The organism is Paenibacillus sp. J31P316, from assembly GCF_056269105.1.
The window spans coordinates 48173-69816 of record NZ_JBWDNI010000003.1 but is presented as its reverse complement, the minus strand read 5'-3'; the positions used below and the strand labels follow the sequence as shown (position 1 = coordinate 69816).

Below are 21644 nucleotides of genomic sequence, written 5' to 3'. Positions count from 1 at the left end.
GTCCGCTCCTCGCATCCGTCGTTAGAACCGGATTTCCTCTCCCGTCGCGGCAGACTCGTAAATGCCGCAAAGCATTTTCATCATTTCGACGCCGTCCTCGACCGGGCTTAATGTCGGCTTGCTGCCGCTGCACACCTCGATAAAGTGATTGATTTCGTCCTGAAACCCAGCCGCGAAATCAAAAGAGAGGTTATTGATCTGCGGAGTCATGTTGAGAATGGTATCGTATTTCTCCGTGATGAAGGTCAGCGACGGCTCCAGCTCCACGCCGCCCTTCTCCCCGTACAGCTTGACCGTCAGCTCGTCCTCCTTCGCGTGAAGCGTGAAGCTGACATCGACATAGAGCGAAGCCCCGTTCTCGAAGCGGATGAGCGCATTGGCCATGTCCTCCACGGTATTCTGCCCCGCGTCGTAGTCGGATGACTTGTAGTAGGCCAGGTTCTGCACGTTCGCCCGGTTGCCCAGCTTCTTGTACGTATTGCCGCTGATCGACTTCACCTTGGGCCTGCCCATCAAATACCAGCATAGGTCGATGACGTGAACGCCGACGTCGATCAGCGGCCCGCCGCCGGAGCGCTCTTGATCGGAGAACCAGCCTCCAGGGTTCCCGAGCTTACGAATACAGGACGCCTTGGCATAATAGATCTCGCCGAACTCGCCGTGGTCCGCCATTTCCTTGACGATCCTCGTATTGGCGCTGTACCGCCGAACAAAGCCGACCTGCAGGATTTTGCCGCTGTGCCGCACGGCCTGCTCCACTTGGAGCGCCTCTTCGACCGTCCGGCACAACGGCTTCTCGCACAGCACGTGCTTGCCCGCATTCAGAGCCGCGATGCTGATCTCCGCATGGCTGTTGTTCCACGTGCAGATGCTGATCGCATCGATATCGGGATTCGCGAGCAGTTCGAGATAGTCCGTATAGACATGCGCGATGGCATACTTGTCGGCCTTGGCCTGCGCTCGATTCTCGTTCAAATCGCAGATGGCATAGAGCTCGGCGTTCGGATTCTTCAGGTAAGATCTCAGATGGCTTTCCGAGATCGAGCCCGCTCCGATAACGCCAATGCGAATGGTGTTCGTCATAGTAGACACTCCCTGCTTATGGTTAGTCGTGAAGCTCAGACCGGACGCGACTCCGGCCATGCGAGATCGATACCTTCTTGAACCAGCAGCTTCTGGAAGGCAAGCAGCTGCTCCTGACGATTGCGGATCTCCCGCGGTTTGATGCCATGCAGCAAGCAGTAGCCAGCCAGATAGCCGGCCGCTTCGCCGATGTTCCATTCAACGGGATGCAGCCGATAACAGCCGTTCGTGATATGGGTGACCCCGATGTTCTTGCCTGCAGGCAAGAGATTGTTGACGCGGACAGGGATCAGGCTCCCTAGCGGAATTTGGAACGGCAGGCTGGAAATATCGATGTAATGGCGCAGCCCCGTGCTCGGATGAAGATCGATCCTATAGCACCCGATGCCGACGGAATCCGTGAACGGCTCCGCCTCTTCCGTTCCGCGGCATTCCGTGCTCAGATGCTGCTCCAGTACCGTGAACTCGGCCTTGATCCGGCGAGATTCGCGAATGTAAGGAGCCATGGCAAGCCCATCCGACGTGCCGACGACGTCCTTCCGCAGGCGCAGGCCGGGATAGCCCTGCTTGCCGTCAGGCCGGGGAGCCTCCGTCTGCATCCAATACAACAGCGACAGACTCAGCTGCTTGGCCCCTGCGAGGTGGCGCGCCTTCTCTTCCTCGCTCACGTCGATCACGGATCCGAGCCAGTAGTCGTTCTGCTGCCAATTCACCAGCGAGATATCGCCCCGATACGTGCCGGGGGCAAAATTGCTCTTGTCGACGATCCTCCGATAACCCATCAGCGACATCCAGTCTTTGCCCGGAAACAACTCGAATTGAACCGGCTCCAAAGTTGCCGGTTTCACTCCCGTCCAGCTCAGCAGTCGATCCGGCCAGAAGTCCGCCTTGTAATCGCGCCAGAACGCATACTGCGCGGGCTTGTCGATCGTATGGTTCTCCCCTTCGAGATAATCCATGGCGAAGCAATACGTAAACGCCTGCATGTCCATCGGCTGCGGATCGCCTTCCAGCGCGTGGGGCTCTCCGGTTTGGCGCTGCGACTCCGAGCCGGTGACATACTCGACGCCGGCGAGCGGCAGGACGTCGCCGCATTCCGTCGCATCCAGGAAGTACGGGGCCGTCAGTTCCACGCGATCCGGCTGATCCAGTCCCCGCACCGTGACCGACACGACGTTGTCCCCTTCGGTGCGTGCCGACTCAACCTGATGCCGGGTCAGAATCGTCAGCCGGCCGCTGTGGATATAAGGCGCCATCATATGGTGAAGCACGGCTAGCGCGGTTCGAGGTTCATGGCAGATGCGGCTTACCCAGCCGTTGCCCGGATTCAACAACACGTTCGCTCTGGCTTCGGTCGTCAACGGAAAATAGTCCCGGTAGTACTGCCGCACGCCTTCGCGAAATCGGCGATAGCTCCGCGTGCAGCCGAACTGCTCGATCCACGGGTGTTCGTCGGGAGGCACCGCTTGACTCGTCAGCTGGCCGCCGATCCAGGGCGTTTCTTCGGTCATGATGACGGTCAGGCCCATCTTGGCAGCCGCCAGCGCCGCCGCGCATCCGCCGGTCCCGCCGCCGATAATGACCAGATCGGCATGCATCTCCTTGCTCATCGGGCAAGCCTCCTCGGTTCCGTTATTTCTCCTGGTTCGTGAAATAGATGACTTGCGGGCCGGCCGCCCCGCCTGTGAGGCTCAATTCGGACTTGTACGTGCCGCCGTTCGGATTCAGCTTGAAGTTGGTAATGTTCCATGCGTTCTCGTACGTCAGGTATCCGGATTGGAAAATGTTTTTGTTCCATTTGACCACATAGTGTCCGTATCCGCCCGACGGATTCAAGAATAGGCCGACCTGTCTTGGGTGATGGAAGCTGTTGACGATTTCGGTATTCAAGCGATACATCACGCCGTAGTTGCCGTTGTTGATGACGGGCTTGTTGCCGTCCACCGCATCCCAACCGTCCTCGTATTCGCCGGGCATCGCGTCGCTCCACTGGCCGTATGCCGCGGAATCGATGCGCAAGTAGGCGTTGCCGACGGAGGTATCGTATTGAATCGTGCCGGTCCGGTCGAAATGAGGGAACGTCCCCCGCGTATGCGAATCTTCCGGAAGCACCGCGACCTGCTCCGGATGCTCCGGCTTCGCATCATAGCTTAATACGGTCGCCGTGACTTGCGCCGGATGATTTCCTTTGACGGTCGTCGCTTCGAACTGAACGATGCCGCTGTTCGTAATGTTATTGTCCGTCGGCGCGTCGACGTAGTAGCTTTCGCCCGGGGCCAGCTTCGCGGCCAGCGTGCGCTTACTCTCGGACGCGATGAAATCGGCGAGCGCGGATTGCCCGGCGACGTCGACGTATACGTTCGTTCCGACGCCGTTGCCCTCGAGATACAACGCGACCGTGTCCGCGGAGGTGTTCGTGATCGCGACGCCCACCGTCAACGTTTGCGGCGCCTCGTTCTGATGATGCCAGAACACGCGAAACTCGCCTTCGGCCGTGTCTCGGTAGAATGCGCCTGCAGCGGCGAACGTTTCGGGAGAGTCGCTGAGCAGCAGCTTGCCGCCTACGCCCGTCAGCTGCGGCTTCTCGAGGTGAACGGCGGGTTGAAGGGAGGCGACCGGAACCGTCGCCGGCGTCGGCGCCGCTGCCGCGAAAGCCGTAGTTGCGCCAACCAATCCAAGCGATACTGCCAATGCGATTTTACGTTTCATCATAACCACTCCTCATTTTCTCGATTGTGGGGATCACGAGCCGTCGTCAAATCATCCTTTGACCGCGCCGACCATGCCGTTGATGAACTGTTTCTGCAGCACAAGGAAAATCAGGATGATCGGGATGACGGAGATGATCGTCCCGGCCGCAATGTACGGGAAGTTATAGGATAAGTTTCCCTGTAAATATTGCAGTGCCGCGGCGAGCGGATACTTCTCCTTGTCGTCCAGGATGATAATCGGCCAGATCATGCTGTTCCAGAAAGCCATGAAGTCGAAGATGACGACCGTCGCGATCGCGGGACGGACCATCGGCACCATGATGTTCCAGAATATCCGAAACTCGCCCGCCCCGTCGATCCGGCCGGAATATTCCATATCGTTCGGAATGGTAATGAACGCCTGCCGGAGCAGGAAAATGTTGAATACGCTGACCGCCGACGGGAGGACGATGCCGAGGATCGTGTTATACAGATGCAGCTTCTGAATGATGATGAAGTTGACGATCATCCCGGCCGCGTTCGGCAGGATCATCGTGCTCACGATGGCATAGAAGACGAAATTCCGTGCCGGGAACGCGATGCGCGCGAGCGGATACGCCGTCATCGTGCAGATGATCACGTTCAGCAGGACGCCCATCCCGGTCATCAGCACCGTGTTCTTGATATACGTCCAGAGCGGCATGATGTGGAACACGTCGCTGAAGTTCTTGAAATTGAGGGGCCACGGAATGAGCTGCGGCGGGAACTTATAGACGTTCGCGTTCACCTTCAGGGAGGTGGACAGCAGCCATAGGAATGGGCCCAGGCACAGGAGGGCCGTCAAGACCAGCAGCGCGTACAGGATGGTCGCGGATGCGATTCTCCGCAGTGAGACAGGCTTACTCATAGTAGGTCAGCCCTCCCTTTCGGGTGTACCGGAACATGAACAAGGAGAACACCAGAATGATCAGCGCGACGACAAGCCCGATGGCGGCCGCATAGCCGAAATCGAAATCCTGGAACGCCACTTTGTACGTGTACACGCTCGCCACCAGCGTCGAATTGATCGGATCGCCCTTGGGACCGTGCATGACGAAGATCTCGTCGAAGACGCGAATCGCGCCCATGACCGAAAGCAGCGAGCATAGCAGCACGAAAGGCATCAGCAGCGGGATCGTGATCAGGCGAATGACCTGCATGCGGTTAGCTCCGTCGATTCTCGCCGCTTCCTGCAGCTCGCTCGGAATGGACTGGAGACCGGCCAAATAGATCATCATGTAATAGCCGAGCCCTTTCCAAATCGTCACCAGCATGACGCCTGCCAAGGCATACTTCGGCTCCACCATGAACGCGATATCGTGATGGGTGAGTCCGATGCTTCGCAGAATATAGTTGAGGATCCCCTGTTCCTCGTACATCCATTTCCAAGCAATCGCCGCCGCTACCATGGACGTGACGACCGGGATGAAGAAGGCGACCCGGAACAAGCCGACGAATCTCAGCTTCGTATTGACCAGCACCGCCATCAAGATCGCAAGGATCTGGATAATCGGAACGACGATGACATAGATCAGCGAGTTCTTCAGGGCAACGTAGAAATCCGGATCATGGAACGCGCGCTGAAAATTCTTCATCCCGATCCATTTCGTCGTATCGAGGGCGGAGTAGTTGGTGAACGCGAGAGGAAGGCCGTATATGATCGGGTAAAAGGTGAACACGAGCAGCAGCAGGACGCCGGGAGCGATCATCAGATAAGCGAAACGGGCCCGGCTCCTCTGCTGTTTGGACCATTTTGCAGCCAACACGATATCCCCCTTCCCCTGGATAGCGGGGAGAAAGACGCTCACTCCCCGCAAGTCGACTTAGCCTTCCGCATTGACGGCATCCAATTGCTTCTGCATCTCCGCTTCGGCCGTCTTCAGCATCTCCTCCGGCGACTGCTGGCCGAGCATCATCTTCGTCCAGCCTTTCCAGAGTGGATCCAGCACCTTCGATTCGTCCTTGATGCCGAGCGTAAAGTCCTTCGCCTGGCCGACCATCGAGGCCGCGATGATCTTCGCTTTGGATTCCGGATCGTCGCCGCCTTGGGTGAAGAACGGATCGGCTGCGGCTTTCTTCGTGGACGGCAAAATATTAACCACTTTGCAGAACTCGAGCTGCGATTCGTCGTTCGTGATGTAATTGGCGAAATCGATCGCTTCTTTATGGTTTTTGCTCATCGTCGGCACGACGACGTCCATCAAGCTGGCTTGATAGTTGCCGCCTTCCTTCTTCGCCGGCATTTTGGCTACGAGCGTGTTGTCGAATACATCCTTGGCGTTCGTCTTGACGCGGTTCAAGAAATTCGCGCCCGTCGTCAGCGTCGCGATCTGTCCGCCTTGGTATTTGTCGGTCGCGTAATTGGCATCGGCGCCGACGCTGTCCTTCGGTATGACGCCCTCGTCATACAAGGCCTTGTTCCATTTCGCCCACGCCAGCGCTTCGGGCGTGTTGAGGATGATCGTCTTCTTGTCTTCGCTGATCATCGGCACGCCGGAGAAATACAGGTCGGCAGGCGGATTGGAGACGAGCGTGAAGCCGTACTTGCCGGTTTTCTCCTTGATCTGAACGGCCTGCTGCTTCAGCTCATCCAGCGTGACGGGCGGTTTGTTCGGGTCGAGGCCCGCTTCTTCGTAAATTTTCTTGTTGTACATGAAGACGGATAAGCCGAAGTACCAAGGAAAGGCATACGCGCTTTCGCCGAGTTTGGTGGAATTGTAGAGGTCGGGGAAATAGATGGAACGCTGCTCGTCCGTCGCCTCCTTGTTCAGATCGACAAGGGCGTTCTTCGCCGCGAGCGTCAGCGCCATGCCGGTATTGAGGTTGACGACATCGGGAGAATTGCCGCCGGCAATGGAAGTCAGCAGCTTGTTCTCCATCGAGCCGTAGGGCAAGTCGGTCCATTTCACCGTAATGCCCGGGTGCTCGTCCTGATACTTCTCGATGCGGCCGTTAATGTAATCGTCGAAGTTCGGGCTGAGCGAAATGGTCCAGAAATTCAAGGTGATGTCCTTCTTCGGCGTATCGTCCGCCGTGCCCGCCGAGTTCGTTCCCTCCGCGTTAGTGCCCGCTGCGTTCTTGCCGTTCGCGTTCTTGCCCGCCGAGTTCCCATCTGGTTTATTCGCATTCGACGCAGACGCGTTTCCGTCGTCCGAGTTCCCGTTGCCGCATGCCGACAACATCGCGAATGCCATGCTCCCCGCCAATGCGATGGAAGCCAACCGTCTCGCATTTCCCATATCGTCCCCTCTTCCTCTTCAAGAGTTCGTTGCTTAAGGTGATCTTACCTGAATGAAGATGGGCTGTATTTAACCATTCATGCTCTAAAGTTGTGCCATTGTTTAGATGATGGGAAGGGCATGACCTGCGGTCGATATGGGTCTCCAATCGCTGTTGTAGTTCAGATTTCCTCGAATTTTTAAGTGAGTAGCGGTAGAAATCTGACTACAAAGGCGAACGCTCACGCTTTTCCGACTCCATATCGACACTCCGGTCACTCCCAAAACATTGAACACAGCTCACTCTTTGACATACAGACGAATGTACTCGGTAGGCGACAAGCCGACCGCCTTCTTGAACGCGCGGCTGAACGAGTGAATGGACTGATACTGCATGGTCGAGGCGATCTCCGTGATGCTGCACGTCTGGGATTTCATCAGCTCGATCATTTTCTGCAACCGTTTCTGCGAATAGAAATTGCGCAGGCTGATGCCCGTCTCCTCGGTAAACAAATGCGAGAGATACGAATAGCTGTACCCGAGCACCCTGGAGACCTCCGCCAGATCCTGCATGGTCAGCATGTTGTTGTCGATGTAGCTGATCGCGTTGTAGACGATTTCCTTCGCTCCGCCATTGCCTTGGTCGTAGTGGTACGTGCTGTCCCAGTCGGAGAAGAAATTGCGGTACATGAGCACGATCAATTGGTTCAAATACGTCTGCGTCATCATCTGGGAATAATGCGACATGTTGCGGAATTCCTTCAGCGCGCTCAAGAACGTGTGCTGCATGTCCAGACGGTCCCGCGTCAGCGGGTTGTCGCGCTTGTCCATCATTTTCTGAATGTGGATGAACGGACTCTCGTAGCTCTCGCGGTAATCGTCGTCCGGCTGCAGGTTGAAGAGGAAGCCCACGTAGAAATACCGGAACGGCTCCTTGTCGTCGGCGCCTCCCGTATGCACCTCGCCGGGGATATTGATGTACAGATCCCCCGCTTCCACTTCGCTTCGCTTGCCGTTGGTCGAGAACCATCCCTTCCCCGACATGATGTAGGTGATCTCATAACAGACCTGCGTATGCTCCTGCAGAATATACCCGGAATCGCAGCTTAAATCGCCGATCTGATAGAGGGTGAACAGCTCGTACTGCTTCGGATTCAGGAAGTACAGGTTATCAAAATGAAATCGTTTACGGTCATGCGCCAAAATAAAACCTCCTGTGCATGGGATAAACGAGGATTCCCCGGCGTGCGGCATCGGACCCGTCCGGGACCTCGTTCTCTGCTAAAGATGCTTCATTCGGGGCTTGGCCCTCGGAATGAATTCATTAAAGCACAAAAAACCCCAACCGGGACACTTTTTTCCAAGTGTCTGGGTTGGGGTCGTGCCGCGGTGCTATTCTCCGCCTAATCAAAGAACGCAGCGCATCCGAAGATGCCCTGCGTTCTAATCGGTTACCCTTGCAAAATACCGTCGATCAACGTCAGCTCTTCGCTAGTAAATTCAAGCGCAGACAGCGCGCCCACGGCATCCTCGATCTGGCTGACCTTGCTCGCGCCGATGAGGGCGGACGTGACGCGGCCGCCGCGGAGTACCCAAGCGAGCGCCATCTGCGACATTTTCTGGCCGCGGGACTTCGCCAGCTCGTCCAGCTTGCGGACCTTGGCAAGACGCTCTTCCGTCACCTGCTCCGGTCTCATGAAGACCGAAGGGCCTGCTGCGCGCGAATCCGGCGCGATGCCGTTCAAGTAGCGGTCCGTCAGCATGCCTCCGGAAAGCGGCGAGAAGGCGATGGATCCGATTCCCTCTTCGTCCAGCACGTCCTGCAGACCGTCCTCGATCCAGCGGTTCATCATCGAATAGCTCGGCTGGTGGATGAGGCACGGCGTGCCGAGCGACTTCAGAATCCGCGACGCTTCGCGGGTCTGCTCCGCCGAGTAGTTGGACAGGCCGACGTACAGCGCCTTGCCCTGACGGACGATCAGATCGAGCGCGCTCATCGTTTCTTCCAGCGGCGTGTTCGGGTCCGGACGGTGGTGGTAGTAAATATCGACGTAGTCGAGGCCCATCCGTTTCAGGCTCTGGTTCAGGCTCGCGACGAGGTTCTTCTTGGAGCCCCATTCGCCGTAAGGACCCGGCCACATGTAGTATCCGGCCTTTGTCGAAATAATGAGCTCGTCCCGGTACGGCGCGAGATCCTGCTTCAGCAGCGTGCCGAAGTTCTCTTCCGCGGAGCCCGGCGGCGGTCCGTAGTTGTTCGCAAGGTCGAAATGGGTAATGCCCAGGTCGAACGCCCTTCTTGCCATTACGCGCTGATTCTCCAGCACGTTGATGCCGCCGAAGTTATGCCACAGCCCGAGCGAGATCGCCGGAAGCCGAAGCCCGCTCTTTCCGGAACGATTGTATGTCATTTTGTCGTATCGTTCTTGTTCTGCTATATAAGTCATCGCTGCATCCTCCTCGTCATTTCACACTTCCCATCTTACTGGAAGGCAAAAGATGAGCCAATGTCAGCAAGGCTGATTGTTATGTCACAAAGTCAGGCTTTATGCCGACCGGTATGAAGCGCTTCGGGGAGGCGCCCTTCACTTTTTTGAACATTTTCGAGAACAGCAGCGCATCCTGATACCCTACCGAACGCGCCACTTCGCCCACGGTATAAGCACCGCTCTCCAGCAGCTCGCATGCCTTGTCCATCCGATAGTGCAGCAAATACTGCTGCGGCGGCATGCCCAGCGCTTCCTTGAACAGGACGGAGAAATATTTGCGATCCAAGCCGATGTGGGCGGCGAGCTGGCCGACGGATATATTTTCGCAGAAGTGGGTCTGGATAAAGGCGATGCTGCGGTGCACATAGCCGTCTTGCTTGCGGGCAGCGGGCGTGGCCGACGAGGCAGGCGCCGCTTCCGTCAACGCGAACATGAACTCGTACAGCAGCGCGGTGAGCCGCAGGCCCGCCGCCCCTCCATGGGACACCGCTTCGTTAAGCGCGTCGTAGAGGCCCGGCATCGTCCGCAGATCCATCGGGAATACCGGATGCTCCGGAGACAGGCTTGTCCCGGCCAAAATCTCGCGCAGCTGCGCGCCTTGAAACGCAACCCATGAATAGGTCCAAGGCTCGTCCGCGTCCGCCTCGTAGTGCGTCACGACCTGCGGGTAGACGATGAATCCCTCGCCCGCCGAAAGCCGATACGTATAGTCGCCGACGGTCACCTGTCCGAACCCGTCATGGATAAAATGCACCTTGTAGACCTCTCGGATGCCTGGACCGACAGAATGGCCGGGAGCGCAGCTTTCCTTGCCCCAGTAGAGCAGCTGCAAATCCGAACTCCCGCTGTAGGGCCGATCAGGATTGAAAATCGAAGTTCCCATGCCGATTGCCGGCCTCCTCTCTGCTCGCTGCTAGCGTCTCTATCTGCTAGCAATCATAGCACAGTTAAGCCGGAAAAGTCTGCGAGCCAAGGCAGCGGAGAGCCGCCGCCCCGGCTTTGCGCAGAGCATGCTGCTAGTTTGCGAGCAGGTCCATGAAGCGATGAACGGCCATCGTTTCCAGCTCCTGCGGATTGCCGCACAGCTGAACCAGCCGCTGCACCCGCTCGCTCTTGTAATGCGTCGCCAGGTTCGCCTCGAATTTCTGAAGCAGCAGCGGAATGCCTTCCTCGCGCCTGCGCCGATGACCGATAGGATATTCCGTGACTTCCTGCTCCGTCATGCTGCCGTCGCGGAAGAAGACCTGCACGCCATTCGCGATGGACCGCTTATCCGGATCGAAGTAATCGCGCGAGAACTGGGCGTTCTCCGTCACCTTCATCAGTCCGCGCAGCCTGTCGATGCGGGGGTCCGCCGCGGCATTCTCCTCGTAATGATCTGCCGTTAGATTGCCGTGAAGCAGCCCGACCGCGGTCATGTACTGGAGGCAGTGATCGCGGTCGGCCGGATTGTGCAGCGGACCGGTCTTGTCGATGATGCGGATCGCCGACTCATGCGTCGAGATGACGATTCGGGCAATATCGTCCAGCCTGCCCGACACCAGCGGGTGGAGCCGGACGGCGCTTTCGACGGCGGTTTGCGCGTGAAATTCGGCCGGATAGGCGACTTTGAACAGGACATTCTCCATGACATAGGAGCCGAAAGGCCGTTCGACGGCGACGGGATTGCCTCGGAACAGCGCGTCGCTGAAGCCCCAGCCTTTGGCCGTGACCGCCGACGGATAGCCCATTTCGCCGCGCAGCGTAAGGAATGACAGCTGGATAGCGCGGCCGGCGGCGTCGCCGGCCGCCCAGGATTTGCGAGAGCCCGTGTTAGGCGCGTGCCGGTAGACGCGCAGCGGATGTCCGTCGAGCCAGGCATGCGAGAGCGCGCTGACGATATCGTCCTTCGTGCCTCCGAGCAGACCGGCAGCGACGGCCGTCGACGCAACCTTGACGAGAATGACATGATCCAGCCCGACGCGGTTGAAGCTGTTGCCGAGCGCCAGCACGCCCTGAATCTCATGCGCCTTGATCATGGCCGTCAACACGTCTCGCATCGTGAGCGGCTGTTTGCCGGCGGCGTCATTCCGCCTGCTGACATAGTCGGCCGCGGACAGGATCGCACCGAGGTTATCGGACGGATGTCCCCACTCCGCCGCCAGCCACGTATCGTTGAAATCCAGCCAGCGAATCATGCACCCGATGTTGAACGCCGCCGTCACGGGGTCGAGCTCGTAAGACGTTCCGGGAATTCGGACGCCTCCGGGCAGCTCCGCTCCGGGAACGACGGGCCCGAGCAGCTTCGTGCAGGCCGGGTATTTCAAAGCCAGAATGCCGCAGCCCAGCGTATCCATCAAACAATAGCGGGCCGTCTCGTACGCCGTCTCGCTCCGGATGCGGTAATTCGCCGCGTAATCGGCGATATCGACGAGCAGTTGATCCGGCTCGGGTCTTACGTTCGGTTCATGCGCTTGCGACACGCTCCATCACCTCGCTCTCGTGAGTCGTTCTAACGCCTGGCATGCAGCTCCAGCCATGGCTGCCGATCCGGTCCATCGTAGGCGGCCGACGGCCGGATAATGCGATTGTTGCGCCGCTGCTCCATGATATGGGCGGTCCAGCCGGCCAGCCTTGCGATGACGAAGATCGGCGTGAACATGGCGGTCGGAATGCCCATGAAGTGATAAGCTGTCGCGCTGTAGAAATCGAGATTCGGGAATAGGGCCTTCTCCTCCCGCATGACGGCTTCGACCGCCTCCGATACCGGGTACAAGTACCCCTCCTCCGACCAGTACGACAGCGTCTCGGACCATTTCTTGATAATGTCGGAGCGCGGATCGGACACGCTGTACACCCGATGGCCGAAGCCCATAATCAGCTGCTTCTCCGACAGTCTGGCGCGCGTAGCCTCCGCCGCTTCCTCCGGCGTCCCGAACCGCTCGATCAGCTCCATGACGGCTTCGTTCGCGCCGCCGTGCAGGTTGCCGCGAAGCGTGCCGATGCCCGTCGCGATGCAGGCGTGAAAATTCGACAGCGTGGACGCGGTGACGCGGGCGGCAAAGGTGGAAGCATTGAACTCGTGCTCCGCGTACAGCGTGAGCGAGATATCGAACACGCGCCGATGCCGGATGGCGGCGTGTTTGCCGTGAAGTATATAGAGGAAGTGGCCGGCGACGGTGTAGTCCTCGTCGGCTGCTTCCTCTGCGGGGCCCGCGGACTGCGGGCTGCCCGGCGAGGAGCTGCGGGCCGTGGAGCTGCTGCTTGGCGCAGAGCCGCCGGTGGGGCTGCTGGCAGAATTGCTGGCAGCTCCGCCGTGGGCTGGCTGAGCAGCGCCAGCCGAGAGACCGCCCGGACCTGAACCGCTGCCGGCTGTCTCGGCTTCCTCGCCCGCCCCGGCACCATTGGCGCCACTATGGGACAGCGGCCCGTTATCCGCGGCCCGGCCAGCGGTTGAACCGGACGCGAGCGCATTGGACGCATCCTCCTCCGGGCCGCCGAATTCGGGCACGCCGTCATCCGTATCCGCCGTGAATATCGGCCGCTGATCGTCGGCGGTTTGAACCGCTAACTGCCCGCTTCCATTGCTGCCAGTGCCTTCGTCCTTGCTTCCCCGCCGGTGATGATGGTACCAATGCAGCAGCATCGGGCCCGTCAGCGCGATGAGCCGGTCCGCCAGATCGGCTGCCGGCCGCTCCGGCGTTTCCGGCTCCAGCGTCCCGAGCGCGACGCAGCCGGCCTGCAGCACCTCCATGGGATGCGCGTCCGCCGGCAGCAGCTCCAAGATCCGCTGCAGCGCTGCCGGCAGCCGGCTTGCGGCCTCCAGCTTGCGCCGGTAATCCGTCAGCTCGTCGACATTCGGAAGCTTGCCGCGTACGAGCAGGTACGCCGTTTCCTCGAAGCTGCCGTGCTCCGCTAAATCTTCGATCGCATAGCCGCGGTACGTCAGCCCGCAGCCGTCTTTTCCCACCGTGCTGATCGCCGTCGTGCCTGCCTCGACGCCGGCCAGCCCCCCGGGCTTTTTCACCGCCATCCTTCATCCCTCCTCCGGCTTCCTCCCTGAATCGAACAGCGCATCCAGCTTGCGCTCGTACGCGTAGTAATCCAAATACCCGTACAAATCCTCCCTCGTCTGCATGAGATGGACGGCGTCCGCCTGCGTCCCCTTCTCCCGGATCGTCCGATACGCCTGCAGCGCGGCCGCATTCATCGCCCGGAACGCCGACAGCGGATACAGCGCCATTGCCACGCCGGCTCCACCCAGCTCCTCCACGGTAAAAAGCGGCGTGCGGCCGAACTCCGTCACGTTCGCGAGCACCGGGACCTTCACCCGATCGGCGAACGTCCGGTACTCCTCGAGCGTTGTCGCCGCCTCCAGGAAGATCATATCCGCCCCCGCGTCCACATAAGCCAGCGCGCGCGTAACCGCGCCTTCCATGCCTTCCGAGGCCAGCGCATCCGTCCGGGCCATCAGCACGAAATCCGCGTCGTGCCTGGCGTCCGCCGCGCTGGCGATCCGGTCCGCCATCTCGCCCGGCGGCACGATCGCCTTGTTCGGCCGGTGGCCGCAGCGCTTCGCGGCCACCTGGTCCTCGATATGGATGCCCGCAGCGCCCGCGCGGATCATCTCCCGCACCGTTCGGGCGATGTTGAACGCAGACCCGAAGCCCGTATCGACGTCCACCAGGATGGGCAGATCAACCGCGCCCGCGATGCGCCGCACGTCTTCCGTGACGTCGTTCAGCGTCGTGATGCCAAGGTCCGGCAGCCCGAAGGATGCGTTCGCCACGCCGGCGCCGGAGACGTATAAGGCGCGAAAGCCGGTCGCCTGCGCCAGCATCGCGGCGTAAGCATTGACGGCACCCGCGATCTGCAGCGGCTTCTCCTGCCGGAGCGCTTCCCTGAAGCGCCAGCCGGGGGAGGCCCGATTGCTGCTGCCGCTTCGAGGCATGCCCGCAGCAGTGGCGTTGGTGCTGATAGAGCTGCCGCTGCCGGCCCCGCTCCCGCTAGTGCCGCCGGTACCGCTAGCGCGTTCTGCACCGCGAACAGCCCAACTTTCGCGCTTGCCTTCCGTACTGCCCGCGGCCTCGCTGCCATGAGTTCCTGCCGAATCACTCCCAGCCCTGCTGCCACGTACACCTTCAGCGCTGCCGCCGTCGCTTGAGCCGATCATGCCTTTATCGCTATCGCTACTGCTTCCTTCGCCACCAAACCCACTCCCGCTGTCAGCGCCGCAGCGATATCCGTTCATGCCGCCTCCGTCCATGGAATTCCCTCCTTTCCCCACTATGCCGCTACCCTTTCAGCAGCTCGCCCGAGATAACAATGCGGTGAATCTCGTTGGTCCCTTCGTAAATCTGCGTCACCTTCGCATCTCGGAACAGCCGCTCCGCCGCATGCTCCTCCGTCAGCCCTTCCGGACCGCACCACTGCAGCGCCCGCGTCGCGACGCGAACGGCTGTGTCGCTGGCGAACATTTTCGCCATGGACGCCTCCTTCGTGCAGGGACGCCCGCGCTGCAGCAGCTCCGCCGCGCGGTAGACGAGCAGCGCGGCGGCCTCCGTCGCGGCTGCCATGTCCAGCAGCTCCGCATCCGCCCTTGCCCGCTGGCGCCGCGACACCTGCGGCAGCTCGCGCTCCGCCAGCGCCAGCGCTGCGCGCGCGATGCCGAGCGCCTGCGCGCCGATGCCGATGCGGCCGCCGCTCAGCGCCGATTTGGCAATGCGGAAGCCCTGCCCTTCCGCGCCGAGCCGCTGCGACGCCGGAACTCTTGCTTCTTCCAATATGAGCTCGCAGGTGTTAGAGCCGCGAAGTCCCATTTTTTTCTCCTTGCGGCCCACCGTGAAGCCAGGGGTGTCTTTGCTCACCAGAAAAGCCGTGATGCCTCCGCCGCCACCTCCATTGCAGCTATTGCTGCCACTGCCGCCCCCTGTCTGAGTCTGCTGCGCATCATCCTGCACGACCGCGAACAATACGTACTGGTCCGCCTCGCCGGCGTTCGTGATGAACACTTTGGTGCCCGACAGCACGTAGCCGTCATCCCTGCGCAGGGCAACCGTCCGGATGGCCGAGGCATCCGAGCCGGCATGCGGTTCCGTCAGCGCGAAAGCGCCAAGCCAGGCGCCCGAGGCTAATAGCGGCAAGCAGCGATTTCGCTGCTCGGCCGTGCCATGGTAGACGATCGGCAGCGTGCCGACCGACGTATGCACCGCCAGGATCACCCCCGCCGCCGCGCTCACTCGCGAGACCTCCTCGATTGCCAGCATGTAGGAAACCATGTCGCAGCCGCTTCCGCCCCATTCGGACGCGATCGGCAGGCCGAGCAAGCCATGTTGCCCCATTTTCGTCACCAGCTCGCGCGGAAAAGCATCGTTTTCTTCCATTCCCTGAACCGCCTGCGCCACTTCGGTCGCTGCGAACGCCCTTACACGCGCCCGCAGCGCCTCCTGCTCTTCCGTAAACCGAAACCTCATCGGGAGTTCAGCTCCCCTCCGCATCGCCATAGACGTGGAACCCTCGACCGCTCTTGCGCCCGAGCCAGCCTGCGTGGACGTAGCTTCGCAGCAAGGGACACGGCCTGTATTTGGAATCGCCGAATCCCTCGTGCAGCGTCTCCATGACGGCCAGGCACGTATCCAGCCCGATCAGATCAGCTAATGCAAGCGGCCCCATCGGATGATTCATGCCCAGCTTCATGATGCCGTCTACGGTTTCCGCCGTCGCCACGCCTTCGTACACCGTATAGATGGCCTCGTTGATCATCGGCATCAACACCCGATTGCTCACGAAGCCCGGAAAATCCCGCACCTCCAGTGCCGTCTTCCCCATCCTCGCCACGAGCGCCGCCGCCTCGGCGTACGTCTCGTCGCTCGTTCGCAGCCCGCGAATGATTTCGACCAGCTTCATGACCGGCACGGGGTTCATAAAATGCATGCCGATCACCCGTTCCGGCCGCCGGGTCACCGCCGCCAGCTCCGTCAAGGACAGCGAAGACGTGTTGCTCGCCAGGATGGTCCGTCTCCCGCAGATCCCGTCCAGCGTGGCGAAAATCTTTTTCTTCACCGCCATGTTCTCCGTCGCCGCTTCGATGACCAGCTCGACTTCGGCCGCCGCGCTCAAATTGCCGCAGGGGACGATGCGCGCGAGCGCCATCGCCGCCTCTTCCGGAGACAGGCGGCCTTTGGCCGCGCCGGATGCCAGCGCATTGCCGATCGCCTCGAGCGCCGCCGAGACGCGCGCATCGTCGGTATCGTGCAGCAGCACCCGGCAGCCCGCAAGTGCCGCGACCTGCGTGATGCCCCTGCCCATCTGCCCCGCTCCGACGACGGATACGTTCTGAATCGTCACCATGCCAGCTCCTTCCTGGGAATTGCTCCTGCATGAACATGAAATTCAGCGAGCATCGGGCAGCAGTATGCGCGTCTTCTTTACCGCCGCTTCTTCCCGCTAGCCCTCGACCTTTATCAGCAGCGCATCTCCCTGACCGCCGCCGCTGCAGATTGCGGCAATGCCGAGTCCACCGCCGCGCCGCCGCAGACCGTTGATCAGCGTACCGACGATCCGCGCCCCGCTCGCCCCGACGGGATGCCCGAGCGCGATGGCACCGCCGTGTACGTTCACCTTGTCGGCATCCCAGCCCAATAGCTTGCCGCACGCAAGTACGACGGCGGCAAACGCTTCGTTCAGCTCGATGCGGTCGATCGCTTGCAGCTGCAGTCCCTTCCGTTGAAGCAGCTTCTGCACGGCCAGCGCCGGCGCGATCGGGTACAGATGCGGCTCCACGCTGACCGCCGCATGCCCGATAATCGTCGCAAGCGGCGCGCATCCTTCGCGCAGCGCAATTGCTTTCGAGGCGACGATTACCGCCGCGGCGCCGTCGTTCACCCCCGGCGCGTTGCCCGCCGTAATCGTGCCTCTGCCCGTTCCCGTGCCTGTGCTGCCTGGCGTGCCTGCGTCCGACGTGCCAGTGACGCTAGCCGTGAATATCGGCCGCAGCGCCGCAAGCTTCTCCAAGCTGGTGTCGCCGCGCGGCGGCTCGTCGGTATCGACGGCGAAGACATGGCTCGCGGCAGGCGTCCCGTCCTCGAGCGGAACCGGAACGATCTCCGTCTCGAAAATACGGTGCAAAATGCCCTGCACAGCCCGCTCGTGGCTGCGCAGCGCCCACTCGTCCTGCTCCTTGCGGGAGATGCCGTATTCAGCCGCGAGGCTGTCGGCGTAATCGCCCATATGCCCGCCCCCTGAAGCGCAGCGCAGTCCGTCGCACAGCAGCAGATCCGCTGCGGCGCCATCGCCCATGCGGCGGCCGAAGCGGTAGTCCCGCAGGGCATGAGGCACGCTGCTCATGCTTTCCATGCCGCCGGCAGCGATAATCTCCGCATCTCCCGCCGCAATGATCTGTGCAGCCATGGTGATGCTGCGCAAACCGGAGGCGCAGACCTTGTTCACTGTCTCCGCAGGGACCTGAGCGCCAAAACCGGCATGCAAGGCCGCCTGACGCGCCGGATTTTGCCCGGCTCCTGCCTGAATCGCCATGCCCATGATTACTTCGTCGATCGATGAGGAAACCAATCCGCTCCGCCTCAGCGCGCCTTGCAGCGCAATGCCGCCAAGCTCCGCCGCCGTTCTCCCCTTCAGAGCGCCGCCGAATTTGCCGAAAGGCGTGCGCGCGCTGCCGATGATGACCGTTTCAGACACGTTCTTTTCCCTTCCCCGCCCGCCGCTGCGGCAGCATGAGATCTGGCCCGTCGAGCCCTTTGAACATTTGCACCGCCTTCGCATCCCGCATGTACCGTTCGACGGGATATTCCTTCATGTAGCCGTAGCCGCCGTAGACCTGCACGGCCTGAATGCTGCCCGACATCGCGGCGTCGGCGGCATAACGAAGCGCCAGCCCCGCCGCTCCTTCATCCGGAAGCCCGGCATCCGCGCGCCATGCGGCCTGATGCACGAGCAGCTGCGCGGCATCCGCGCCGGTATCCAGATCCGCGAGGATGCTTGCGATCGCCTGATGCTTCGCGATCGGCCTGCCGAACTGCGTCCGTGTCCTCGCGTAGCCAAGTGCCGCATCCGCGGCTCCCCGCGCAATGCCTGCGGCGATGGCCGCCAATCCGCAGCGCACGCCTGCCGCGGCTCCGCGCGCAAGCAGGCTTCCCTGTCCTTCGCGGCCGAGGCGGCAGCCCTCCGGAACGCGGCAGCTTTTGAACGTCAGATGCGCCATGCCCGCGGCGCGCAGACCCAGCTTCTTCGTCACGGGCTGGATGTCGAGCCCGGGACAATCTTTGCCGACGATGAAGGCGCTGTACCGTTTACGGCCGCTGCTTATTCGCTCTTGCCCGCTCGTCTCCGCGTATACGACGAAGAGATCCGCCTGCGAGCCGCCCAGTACGTATTTCTGCTGCCCTTCCAGCACGTAATCTGGACCGTCCCGCTTTGCCGTCAGTCCTACCCTCAGCCGTGAAGCGCTGCCAGCCGCTCCCGGCAATACGCCGCTGCCAAGCATGCTTCCCGAAAGCAGCGGTTCTCTGTACCGCCGAATCGCCTCTTCGCCTCCGTGCCGCATGAGCGGCCAAGCGGCCAAATAAACATGGGCCCATAACGCCGCGGCAAGCGAGGCGTTCGCCCTGGACAGCTCCTGCAGCACCAGCGCGAAGCCGGCGAAGCCGCCGCCCGCTCCGCCATCCTCCTCCGGCCACGGCAGCGCCGTAAAGCCCAGCTCTGCCAGCTCGCCGAACGACTCCTTGTCGAACGTTTCCGACTCGTCTAACGGTCCGGCCCGGCGCGCGGCCTCCTGGTCCGCATACCGCGCCGCCATGTCCCGGATCATCGATTGTTCCTCCGAAAGCCCGAATTCCATGCGCATAACGCCCCCTTCCCGAAACAGACAGAGCGCCCCATGCCTACAACCGCTTATTACATCGTATTTTCCCGTACGGCGATTCATGATAGAGTGAAGGCAATACGAAACCTGTCCTTCCCAAAAAAAGGAGCTGATCCCGTTGACCTGCGCCAACGATATCGATGACCAAGCCGCGAACGATAGCCTTCGAGAGAGCTATCGCTCCGCATATCAAGCCGTCAAGCTCGGCGAAGCCGAACGGCTGCGCGAGCTTCTGGCTGAGCATCCCGGGCTCGCGAATGCCCGCTCGGTCCAAGGCCGCACGCTGCTGCATCAGCTGTGCGATTGGCCGGGGCACTATCCGCGCCAGCTCGAGACAGGGAAGGTGCTGATTGCAGCCGGTGCCGACGTCAACGCCCGGGCAATCGACCCCGAGCAGGGGGAAACTGGCCTGCAGTGGGCGGCCAGCAATGACGACGCCGGCATGGCGGAGTTCCTGATTGATGCCGGTTCCCCCGTCGACGGACTGAACGACGACAGGAGACCGCTCGCCCAGTCGATTTGGTACGGCTGCCACAAGGTCAGAGACCTGCTGCTGCAGCGCGGAGCCGCGCTGGACCTGGAGCTGGCCGTGGCCGTGGGACGCGTCGACCTGCTCCCCTCGTTCTTCGGCGCGGACGGGGAGCTGCTTCCAAGCGCCGGACGCCATCGCGAACCGGTGAACGTTCCGATTCCGGGCGGCGCCAAGCCGGAGGAGCTGCTGCAGCAAGCGCTCATCTATGCCGCCATCGGCGGCAGTCCGGCATGCGCCGCCTATCTGCTGGATCGCGGCGCCGACGTGAACGGCGTCCCCTCCGGCTTCGACCGGACCGGCGCGGCGGCGCTTCACTGGGCAGCGGCCGGCGACAATCCGGAGCTGACGGCCATGCTCCTCCGCCGCGGCGCGGATCTCTCGCTGAAGGATGCCCGACACGGCGGCACGCCGCTCGGCTGGGCCGAGCATTTCGGACGGCAGGCAAACGAAGCGCTCCTGCGCCAAGCCGCCTCCGAGAAGTAGCGGGCTGGGTACCTAGCTCGGCCAATGCTCGCAACAAAAAGATCCCGCGCCGCCGTAATCGGCCAACGCGGGATCTTTACATTTTCTTCTCGCCCTCCTAACGCTCCGCTAACGGCCCGATAACAATGCCGCGTTAAGCTGAAAGCAGCAAAATGAAGCGGTTGGGAGGTTCATCGACGACTATGAAAAAGTTGCGCAAATTGAAATCTAAGCTGCTCACCTGGCGAAACGCCTGGCAGTCGCGGAACGAAAGCATGCCGCAGGCGGCATAGGCTTCATCTTCGGAGAAGTCAAACGGGCGGACGCGCTCATCGCCGCCCGTTTCCCCGCTAAGACCAAGGCGCCGCGGTGTCGGTTCGCTAACGAACCAGACGAACGTTATTGGCCTCGAATGTCAGGTTTAAAAAACCGCAATGAACCTCATAAGCTTTAATGCCCCAAATGCATGCTCCCCGTCTCCGCGGTTTTCTGCCAAATAACGATACGGAGTTTCGTTAGGTTGGAGAAGCGGCCGTTTTCGGCGCAATAAGGATAGTAGGTTTCATTAGCGTGTTCGGATTAGCGCCCCGTTTCCGGCACACGTGAGTGATCTTGCCGACTACGTTCGCTCGTACGGATGGCATCTCCATACATGCAGCAAAGACCGCAATCCCATTGGGACTGCGGTCTTTGCATTAGCGAATCCAAAGTTCCATTTCATCGGTCCCAGGCTTTCGCTTCCGGACTTCAAGCTAACCTGCTTCCGTTCGTTCACTTCGTCGGCGCCGGAATGCCCATGGCTTCCCATTCCTGCTTGGACGGGCCGTACATGCCCGCAACAGGCAAGCCGGCTTGCCGCATCAGAACCGTGAGTTGTCCGCGGTGGTGGATCTCGTGCTTCACGAACGAGTACAACGTAAAACCATTTGCCCACTGCATGCCAAACATGTTGTTGACCTCCAGTAGTTTATCATCGCTCCATGCTGCCGCTGCGTCCAAAAGCGATGCTGTCGTCGTGCGGTACGCATCCGCGATGGCGGCAGCCGATTGCGGCGGCTCCGCGGATGCCGACGGCGCTTGAAATTTCAATCCGATGCGCTGCAGCATGCCTGCCTCGTCATGCACGAGGTGCCAAGCCAAGTAACCCAGCGTGCGGTAGCCCGGTGCGATCGGCTGCTTGAGCGATTCGTCCGTCAAGGCATCCAGCAGCTTTTGCGTCGAGTCCGACTCATTACGGTACTCGTCGATAAACGTTTTCACACTTGTAAACATCAT

Annotated in this window: 18 protein-coding genes; 1 reads left to right on the top strand and 17 read right to left on the bottom strand. The window is 60.9% G+C overall.

The window, feature by feature from the left end:
• Positions 1-21: 21 nt before the first annotated feature.
• The 16 genes from AC0YNU_RS11505 to AC0YNU_RS11430 all read right to left on the bottom strand — a co-directional run bounded on the left by AC0YNU_RS11505 (position 22) and on the right by AC0YNU_RS11430 (position 19351).
• Positions 22-1083: a Gfo/Idh/MocA family protein gene (locus AC0YNU_RS11505; protein ID WP_475756404.1), complete on the bottom strand. Its 1062-nt coding sequence runs from the start codon at positions 1081-1083 to the stop codon at positions 22-24.
• Between the two features lie 35 nt (positions 1084-1118).
• Positions 1119-2693 (bottom strand): FAD-dependent oxidoreductase, encoded by a 1575-nt coding sequence (locus tag AC0YNU_RS11500; protein ID WP_475756402.1) that lies wholly within the window; start codon positions 2691-2693, stop codon positions 1119-1121.
• A gap of 22 nt (positions 2694-2715) precedes the next feature.
• A complete protein-coding gene (locus tag AC0YNU_RS11495; protein ID WP_475756400.1) occupies positions 2716-3795 on the bottom strand; it encodes a hypothetical protein in 1080 nt (359 codons plus the stop codon).
• 48 nt (positions 3796-3843) lie between these two features.
• A complete protein-coding gene (locus tag AC0YNU_RS11490) occupies positions 3844-4680 on the bottom strand; it encodes a carbohydrate ABC transporter permease (protein ID WP_475756398.1) in 837 nt (278 codons plus the stop codon).
• Complete coding sequence (locus AC0YNU_RS11485; RefSeq protein WP_475756396.1) at positions 4673-5575, bottom strand: carbohydrate ABC transporter permease; 903 nt, start codon at positions 5573-5575, stop codon at positions 4673-4675. The genes AC0YNU_RS11490 and AC0YNU_RS11485 overlap by 8 nt, the downstream gene beginning before the upstream one ends.
• A 60-nt stretch (positions 5576-5635) precedes the next feature.
• Positions 5636-7051, bottom strand: coding sequence for an ABC transporter substrate-binding protein (locus tag AC0YNU_RS11480; RefSeq protein ID WP_475756394.1), 1416 nt, complete (start codon positions 7049-7051; stop codon positions 5636-5638).
• A gap of 279 nt (positions 7052-7330) precedes the next feature.
• Positions 7331-8233 (bottom strand): AraC family transcriptional regulator, encoded by a 903-nt coding sequence (locus AC0YNU_RS11475; RefSeq protein ID WP_475756392.1) that lies wholly within the window; start codon positions 8231-8233, stop codon positions 7331-7333.
• A gap of 248 nt (positions 8234-8481) precedes the next feature.
• The gene (gene mgrA, locus AC0YNU_RS11470; protein ID WP_475756390.1) at positions 8482-9474 is read right to left on the bottom strand and encodes an L-glyceraldehyde 3-phosphate reductase; all 993 of its coding nucleotides are present in this window, start codon (positions 9472-9474) and stop codon (positions 8482-8484) included.
• A gap of 79 nt (positions 9475-9553) precedes the next feature.
• A complete protein-coding gene (locus AC0YNU_RS11465) occupies positions 9554-10399 on the bottom strand; it encodes an AraC family transcriptional regulator (RefSeq protein WP_475756388.1) in 846 nt (281 codons plus the stop codon).
• 133 nt (positions 10400-10532) lie between these two features.
• Complete coding sequence (locus tag AC0YNU_RS11460) at positions 10533-11978, bottom strand: bifunctional 2-methylcitrate dehydratase/aconitate hydratase (protein ID WP_475756386.1); 1446 nt, start codon at positions 11976-11978, stop codon at positions 10533-10535.
• 29 nt (positions 11979-12007) lie between these two features.
• Positions 12008-13528, bottom strand: coding sequence for a citrate/2-methylcitrate synthase (locus AC0YNU_RS11455; RefSeq protein WP_475756384.1), 1521 nt, complete (start codon positions 13526-13528; stop codon positions 12008-12010).
• 3 nt (positions 13529-13531) lie between these two features.
• Positions 13532-14761, bottom strand: coding sequence for a methylisocitrate lyase (gene prpB, locus AC0YNU_RS11450; RefSeq protein WP_475756382.1), 1230 nt, complete (start codon positions 14759-14761; stop codon positions 13532-13534).
• A gap of 28 nt (positions 14762-14789) precedes the next feature.
• Complete coding sequence (locus AC0YNU_RS11445) at positions 14790-15968, bottom strand: acyl-CoA dehydrogenase family protein (RefSeq protein ID WP_475756380.1); 1179 nt, start codon at positions 15966-15968, stop codon at positions 14790-14792.
• A 7-nt stretch (positions 15969-15975) separates the two neighbouring features.
• Complete coding sequence (locus AC0YNU_RS11440) at positions 15976-16842, bottom strand: 3-hydroxybutyryl-CoA dehydrogenase (RefSeq protein ID WP_475757954.1); 867 nt, start codon at positions 16840-16842, stop codon at positions 15976-15978.
• Between the two features lie 99 nt (positions 16843-16941).
• Positions 16942-18192: an acetyl-CoA C-acyltransferase gene (locus tag AC0YNU_RS11435; protein ID WP_475756378.1), complete on the bottom strand. Its 1251-nt coding sequence runs from the start codon at positions 18190-18192 to the stop codon at positions 16942-16944.
• A complete protein-coding gene (locus tag AC0YNU_RS11430) occupies positions 18185-19351 on the bottom strand; it encodes an acyl-CoA dehydrogenase family protein (RefSeq protein WP_475756376.1) in 1167 nt (388 codons plus the stop codon). Before AC0YNU_RS11430 ends, AC0YNU_RS11435 begins: the two co-directional genes overlap by 8 nt.
• Positions 19352-19493: 142 nt before the next feature.
• Here AC0YNU_RS11430 and AC0YNU_RS11425 point away from each other — a divergent pair, with 142 nt between their 5' ends.
• On the top strand, positions 19494-20390 hold the full coding sequence (locus AC0YNU_RS11425; protein WP_475756374.1) for an ankyrin repeat domain-containing protein: 897 nt from the start codon (positions 19494-19496) through the stop codon (positions 20388-20390).
• Between the two features lie 750 nt (positions 20391-21140).
• Here the strand turns inward: AC0YNU_RS11425 and AC0YNU_RS11420 are convergent.
• Positions 21141-21644, bottom strand: a complete 504-nt coding sequence (locus AC0YNU_RS11420; RefSeq protein ID WP_475756372.1) for a DinB family protein — start codon at positions 21642-21644, stop codon at positions 21141-21143.